Below are 7,373 nucleotides of genomic sequence, written 5' to 3' on the forward strand. Positions count from 1 at the left end.
GCTAAATAAGCTAAAATGACAGTAATTATTTTAGTTTTGAGCCTGTATATTAATGACCACTATTACAACACCAGCCAACTTTGCAGAACTTGGCCTTATTTCGCCTTTGTTAGCACGATTAACGGAGCTGGAATATCAACAGCCAACGCCTATTCAAGCACAAGCTATTCCGAGTGTATTAGCGGGACGTGACTTAATTGCGGGTGCAAATACAGGTTCAGGTAAAACGGCAACCTTTGCTTTGCCGTTGTTACAACAGTTGCATCAAACTAAAGCTACTGAAAATAAAAATGCGAAGGGTAATTATGTTACTGGTCTTGTTTTAGTTCCAACCCGTGAGCTAGCAAAACAAGTTGCAGATAGCATTAAATCTTATGCAACCCATTTTAACGGTGCGATTAAAACTGTAGCCGTATTTGGTGGCGTATCAGCTAACACCCAAATGCTAGCCCTACGTGGTGGCACTGATATTTTAGTAGCAACCCCTGGTCGACTATTAGATTTAATTTCAAGTAATGCGATTAAGCTTGATCGGGTTAAAACCTTAGTGCTTGATGAAGCAGATCGTATGTTAAGCCTTGGTTTTACTGAAGAACTGTCTGCGTTACTAGCGCTATTACCTAACAATAAGCAAACATTATTATTCTCAGCGACGTTCCCTGAACAAGTTAAGCTATTAACTCAAGCATTACTTAACGATCCGGTTGAACTGCAATTACAGAGTGTTGATGCAAGTACGCTAGTACAACGTGTGTTCACCGTTAATAAAGGTGAGAAGACCGCAGTATTAGCGCATTTGATTAAAGAAAATCAGTGGCGTCAAACGCTTATATTTGTGAATGCTAAAAACAGTTGTGAACATCTAGCGGATAAGCTTTCTCGACGTGGTATTTGTGCTGAAGTATTCCACGGTGATAAAGGTCAAGGTGCACGTACGCGTGTGTTAGAAGCGTTTAAATTAGGTGATATTGAAGTATTGATTGCAACGGATATTGCTGCTCGTGGTCTTGATATTGAAAAGCTACCTGTTGTGATTAACTTTGATTTACCGCGTAGCCCAGCAGATTACATGCACCGTATTGGTCGTAGTGGTCGTGCGGGTGAAGTGGGTTTAGCAATATCACTGATTGATTATGAAGACAGCCATCATTTTAAAGTTATCGAGAAGAAGAATAAAGTTCGACTTGAGCGTGAACAAGTTGCCGGTTTTGAAGTGGATGAATCTGAAGCTTTGTTAGCGGCAGAAAAGCCAATGGCAAAACCTGAAGGTACAGGCAAAAAGAAACGTAAAAACAAACCAGCCCCCATTGACGATTTTTGGTCATAAGACGAATTATTATACTGATAACAGGTTGTCATAATAGCTTGAGCTAAACATAAAAATCCCTCGTTAGTTATAACGAGGGATTTTTTATGATTGTGAATAATGATTTAAAGACGAATGGCCTTAGTTCAGTCGAGCTGCCATTGCTTGTGATTTATCAGCAGTCATAACAAAGTGAAGCGTTCCACCTGCTTTGATTTCACTGTGCTCAAAGCTATTAAAGACATCTAGTGGCTTACCGTTAATCAACACTGATTTCACATACTTATTGTCACTGCTATTATTATCTGCCGTGATAGTGAAATCACCCGTTGGTAATTTGATTTTTACTTCATCAAAAATAGGGCGACCAATGGTATAGGTTGGATCCGTTGGTGTTACCTGATAGAAGCCCATTGCCGACATAATGTACCATGCTGACATTTGACCGACGTCTTCATTACCAATGATACCGTCAGGGGTTGGCTTATAGAATTCCTTGTAAACTCTATCGAGGTATTCTTGGGTTTTCCAAGACTCATTGGTACGGTTATATAAGTAAATCACGTGGTGTGATGGCTCGTTACCGTGAATATATTGCCCAATAAAGCCGGTCATATCTTGATGGTTTTCACCGCCATCAGCATCAGCTGTGAATAAGTCATTTAACTTAGTGTTGAACCCTTCAGTACCGCCCATAACCTCGGTTAACTTGTCAATATCTTGCATGAACGTCCATTGCCATTGCCATGCATTACCTTCGGTATACCAATAAGCATCAGAGCTGTATGGATTAAAGGTATCGGAAGCGAACTCTTTTTCACAACTGTTTAGTTTTACAGGTACAAAGAAGCCAGCATCTTTATCCCAATGATTTAAAGACCAATAGGCGCGATCGTTAAACTCTTTATAAGCAGCGTCATCACCAGCCACTTTTGCCATTTGAGCAATCGTCCAGTCATAGTATGAAAACTCTAAAGCATAAGAGACTGAGTTCCAGTTAGGTAAACCAACGCACTTATCACGTTCGTAATAACTTAACTGACCTGCCATTACGGCTTGCAAAGTATGGTCAGGAATTTGAGGGAAGTCATACGGACGGTAATACGCTGATTTCTTTGCCGCTTCTAAGGCATCTTTAGCATTAACATCAAGACCTTTGACGACCGCATCACCAATAATCGCGGTGGCCGGATAGCCAATCATAGTGCCCGTTTCTTCACCATAACCTTCCCACTTTGGCAGTAGTCCTGTTTCTTGTGATTTACGGATCAAGTCATTAGCTAAGTCAGTTGCATGTTGCGGATTAGTAATGGTTAGTAAGGGGTGAACAGCACGGAAAGTATCCCATGTTGAATAAACAGAATAGTTTTTATAACCGTCTGCTTGACGAATACTGCCAAGTAAATCACGGTAACGACCATCAACATCTTGATATTCAACAGGGGCAATCATGGCGTGATACATCGCAGTGTAAAAATTGGTTTTCTCAGCGTCAGAACCGCCTTTTACTTGAACCGTAGCCAGCTCTTTTGCCCAAGCAAGTTCAGCATTGGCTTTAACGTTAGCAAAATTATAGGTTGGCGTTTCGGCTTCTAAGTTCTTTTGTGCGCCATCCCAATCGACAGGAGAGAGAGCGACACGCATTTCAATCGGTTGATCACCTTTACCAAAATCAAGGTAAGTGATTTGTTGTTTATTTGGACTATTGATTGAGCCGTAAACTGCGCCCATTTGCATGTCCATTGCATTGCCACCATCACGAGCAATCAATGCATGAGCAATTGGCTGATTAAACTGAGCGTAGAAGAAAATATCTTGGCCTTGGAACCAACCTGTGGAAACGCGACGACCACGAATGGTGTATTCATCAACCAATTCAACCCGGTTTTGTAGAGATTCACCATTGTTGGCTGCCAGTGTATGAGCAAGGTCAAGTTTGATTTTACGATCAGCGCCTTGCTGATAGGTATAACGATGGACACCGACACGGGTTGTGGTGGTTAATTCTGCTTTAATGTTGCCATTATTTAATACTACTGAGTAGTAACCTGGTGATGCGGTTTCAGTTGCTTTATCAAAGGCATTATTTTCACGGTTAGCGTCATCAGAATAAGGCAGCACTAAAATATCACCAAGGTCAGTTGCCCCAGTGCCTGATAGGTGAGTATGTGAGAAACCGTAAAGATTAAGATCCGTTGCAAATACATCCCCAGCAACGTAATCACTCGCATCCCAATAACCTGATGCTGAATGCCATGGATTTTGGCCTGTTTCAGTATCGGTATTCGTCCCTTTAAAGGTATCTGGACTTAATTGCACCATGCCACGAGGCACTACGGCTCCGGGGAATGTGTGTCCTGACGCTGCAGTACCAATCATAGGATCAATATAGTTTAAAACGCTCATATCAATAATCGGTGTTGCAGGCAAGGTGACTTCAGCTTGGGTTTGATTATTGTTGTCGTTATTACACCCAAATAAACCGAATGACAATACCAGCGAAATAGCAATTGGAGTCAATTTAAACGTCATAATGTTTCACCTAACAAATATGTAGTGCAGGAATTTTTACATCGACCAAGAGTGAAAATTCTCAAGAGATAAGAGTAAGAAGATGCTGTTTTAATCGTATAGTAGGGGGAAATCACTGTGGTAGTAAGATGATAAAACAATCATTTACTGGACTTTTGTACCGATTAAATTGAAACGTGATACTGCTTCATGGGGCAGGTTGTGGGAAATAATGTTTCCTTGGTGAATTATATTGTTCTTGTGGGTAAACAATATAAAGGTTGTTTTGAGAACTGGTTCATATTCTTGTAGATAAGTAGCAATGTTTTTTCAATGCTTGTTTTAGATCAAATAGATTTTTAAAACAAAGGCGTAAAAATACCAAAGAGGAATTAGTTGGTAGTGCCATTAATTAAATATGTTTTATAGGAAAGACATATTTGATAATGAGCATTTGAAAAATAAGGTAAATTATTATGAGCAGTGCATTTTATATCCCAAGTGTTAATTTTATGGGGGCGGGTTGTTTAACAGAAGCGGCGGATGCAATTAAGGCGCATGGCTTTAAAAAAGCATTAATTGTAACGGATAAAGTACTAAACGAAATTGGTGTGGTTTCGCAAGTTGCAGTGCTATTAACTGAGCGTGGAATTGATTCAGTTGTTTACGCTGGTACTCAACCAAACCCAACCATTACTAATGTTGATCAAGGTTTAACACTGTTAAAAGATAACGGCTGTGACTTTGTTATTTCATTAGGTGGCGGCTCTCCTCACGATTGTGCAAAAGGTATTGCGTTATTAGCCGCGAATGGTGGTCAGATTGGTGATTACGAAGGTGTTGACCGTTCTGCAAAACCACAACTACCTGTAGTAGCAATTAATACCACCGCGGGTACTGCTTCTGAAATGACCCGTTTCTGTATTATTACAGATGAAGCTCGTCATATTAAAATGGCCATTGTTGATAAGAACACGACGCCATTAATGTCAGTTAATGATCCGAAATTAATGTTAGCGAAACCTGCTTCATTAACTGCGGCAACGGGTATGGACGCATTAACTCACGCTATTGAAGCTTATGTTTCTATTGCTGCTACACCAATCACGGATGCTGTTGCTATTAAAGCAATAGAACTGATTGAAGCCAACTTACGTACCGCTGTTAAAGATGGTCAAAACTTAAATGCGCGTGAGCAAATGGCTTATGCACAATTTATGGCAGGTATGGCATTTAACAATGCATCACTAGGTTATGTTCACGCAATGGCGCACCAGTTAGGCGGTTTTTATAATCTGCCACACGGCGTATGTAACGCTGTATTGTTGCCACATGTTCAACGTTATAACGCCCAAGTTTGTCCTGAGCGTTTACGTGATGTTGCTGCTGCTATGGGTGTGAATGTAAATGAAATGACACCACAACAAGGCGCAGATGCTGCAATTGATGCAATCATGGCACTATCTCAAGATGTAGGTATTCCTGCGGGCTTAAAAGAGCTTAATGTGAAAGCTGAAGATGTTTCATTGTTAGCGGATAATGCATTAAAAGATGCGTGTGGTTTTACTAATCCTAAGCAAGCAACACATGAAGAAATTTCACAAATCTTTATGGCTGCAATGTAGTAATTACTAATATTACTACACATAATGCATAAAAAACGCCTCACTAGTTGAGGCGTTTTTGTTTTTATGTTTAAGCTATTATCGATTTATTATCAGTACATTAACTGTATTATAATAATGGACTAAACATATAGAAGAAGCGTTCACCAAATTTATTACGTACTGAACGTTTTTCCCATTGCTCTTTATCTACAGGCTCTGAGTCGGCAATGTAACTTTGCTGCAATTGGCTCAGTTTATGGGTGAACTCAATATTATCCACCGCCATTGTGACTTCAAAATTGAGCCATAAACTGCGCATATCAAGGTTAACTGTACCGATTAAGCTGTGAGTATCATCAATGACAACGGATTTAGTGTGTAATAGGCCGCCATGAAAACGATGAATATGTACCCCTGATTTTAATAAATCACTAAAGAAAGAACGACTTGCCCATTCAACCATAGTCGAATCGTTTTTATCGGGTAGTACAATATGAACATCAATATTACGTTCAGCGGCACCTTTTATCGCATGCAATAAGTGTTCACTTGGCACAAAGTAAGGTGTAGTGATGACAATACTTTTCTTTGCTTGGTAAATACTTAATAGCAACACCTGATGAATAATATCATCGGGCATACCCGGACCTGAAGGGATCACTTGTACGGTGTCATACTGTGGTTCGTCTTCAGTTGGTATTTGACAAGTTGGTAGTGGTGGTAAAAAACGTTGTCCTGTTTCCACTTCCCAATCCCATGCTTGAATACAATTAAGCACCGAAACCGTAGGGCCACTGATTCTGACCATCACATCCACCCATTGACCGACACCAGCATCAACTTTAAAGAAGGCGGGATCAACTAAGTTCATTGAACCGGTATAAGCAATATTGTCATCAATAACCACTATTTTACGGTGTTGACGTAAATCTAAGCGGCGTAAGAACATACGAAATGGTGATACAGCCAGTGCTTCGACAAGCTCAATACCTGCACCTCGAATCAATTTCGGCCAGTGAGAGCGGAAGAAGCGCATGCTACCGGCGGAATCAAGCAATACGCGAACTCTAATACCTCGTTTTGCTGCTTTAATCAGGGCTACACCCACTTCATCTGCAAGGCCGCCTGGATACCAAATATAAAACTCTAGATGAATTGAATGTTGTGCATTATTTATATCAGCAATAAGCGATCGTAAAATTTCATCGGTTGATGATTTTAATGACAGGTGATTACCGACTAATCCGGGTAAACCAAAACGGTTCTCACACAGATCGTTAATTGGTTTTGCGACATCACTCATTTTTTGAGGCATGTGACCGGGACAATCAGTCAGGCATTGAAACCAGCTTTGAAAGGGAAAAAACATTTCACGGGCGCGTTCAGCGCGTTTTTTTCCTAAATTAAGTTCGCCAAATAGCAGGTAGGCAATAACTCCGCCAATAGGGACGATATAAATAATCATCATCCACGCAAGGGAAACACCAACAGCTCGACGTTTGAAGACTACGCGTACAGTGACAGCGGCAATTAACAGCCAATAGGCGAAAATGCCGATCCACGTTAAGATTTGATAAAACTGTTCCATCGAATGACTTCATCAATATATAAATACAATTTGTATATATAGTGCATTGAAATGAGAAAAAAACCTAATAGTCAGTGCTCTTTAATGCTTATGTTAAATGTTCAAAGTTATTTTTGAGAAAGGATTATCACTTTAATATAAAAATAATAATCAGATTCACGATGTAAGGCATAACGATATTCGCAAATAATGAAGTAATTCTTTAAACAAATTGAGGCAACAGTATTGGACGTATTAAGCGTGGGCAAGATCTTGCTCAGCGGGCAATAGTTTGCTCAGTTGTGGGCAATAATTTGCTCAAAGCATTAGCTGAAATGTAATGCCTATTTTTATTTTGTTGTAATTCAGTTGGTTAAGGTTG

At 40.0% G+C, this 7,373-nt stretch carries 4 protein-coding genes; 2 read left to right on the forward strand and 2 right to left on the reverse strand.

Annotated elements, in window-relative coordinates; translation table 11 throughout:
• The first annotated feature begins 52 nt into the window (after positions 1-52).
• Positions 53-1,327, forward strand: coding sequence for a DEAD/DEAH box helicase (locus Q0V26_RS17485; RefSeq protein WP_297486213.1), 1,275 nt, complete (start codon positions 53-55; stop codon positions 1,325-1,327).
• Positions 1,328-1,447: 120 nt separating this feature from the next.
• On the opposite strand, the gene Q0V26_RS17490 is transcribed toward Q0V26_RS17485, so the two are convergent.
• Positions 1,448-3,838: a GH92 family glycosyl hydrolase gene (locus Q0V26_RS17490; RefSeq protein WP_297486215.1), complete on the reverse strand. Its 2,391-nt coding sequence runs from the start codon at positions 3,836-3,838 to the stop codon at positions 1,448-1,450.
• A gap of 455 nt (positions 3,839-4,293) precedes the next feature.
• Here Q0V26_RS17490 and yiaY point away from each other — a divergent pair, with 455 nt between their 5' ends.
• Complete coding sequence (yiaY, locus tag Q0V26_RS17495; RefSeq protein ID WP_080156774.1) at positions 4,294-5,442, forward strand: L-threonine dehydrogenase; 1,149 nt, start codon at positions 4,294-4,296, stop codon at positions 5,440-5,442.
• 109 nt (positions 5,443-5,551) lie between these two features.
• Here the strand turns inward: yiaY and cls are convergent, their stop codons facing one another.
• Entirely contained in the window at positions 5,552-7,012 is a 1,461-nt protein-coding gene (gene cls / locus Q0V26_RS17500; protein ID WP_297486218.1) for a cardiolipin synthase, read from the reverse strand.
• Between the last annotated feature and the right edge of the window lie 361 nt (positions 7,013-7,373).

It is taken from the genome of uncultured Photobacterium sp. (assembly GCF_947039875.1).
Taxonomy (GTDB): domain Bacteria; phylum Pseudomonadota; class Gammaproteobacteria; order Enterobacterales; family Vibrionaceae; genus Photobacterium.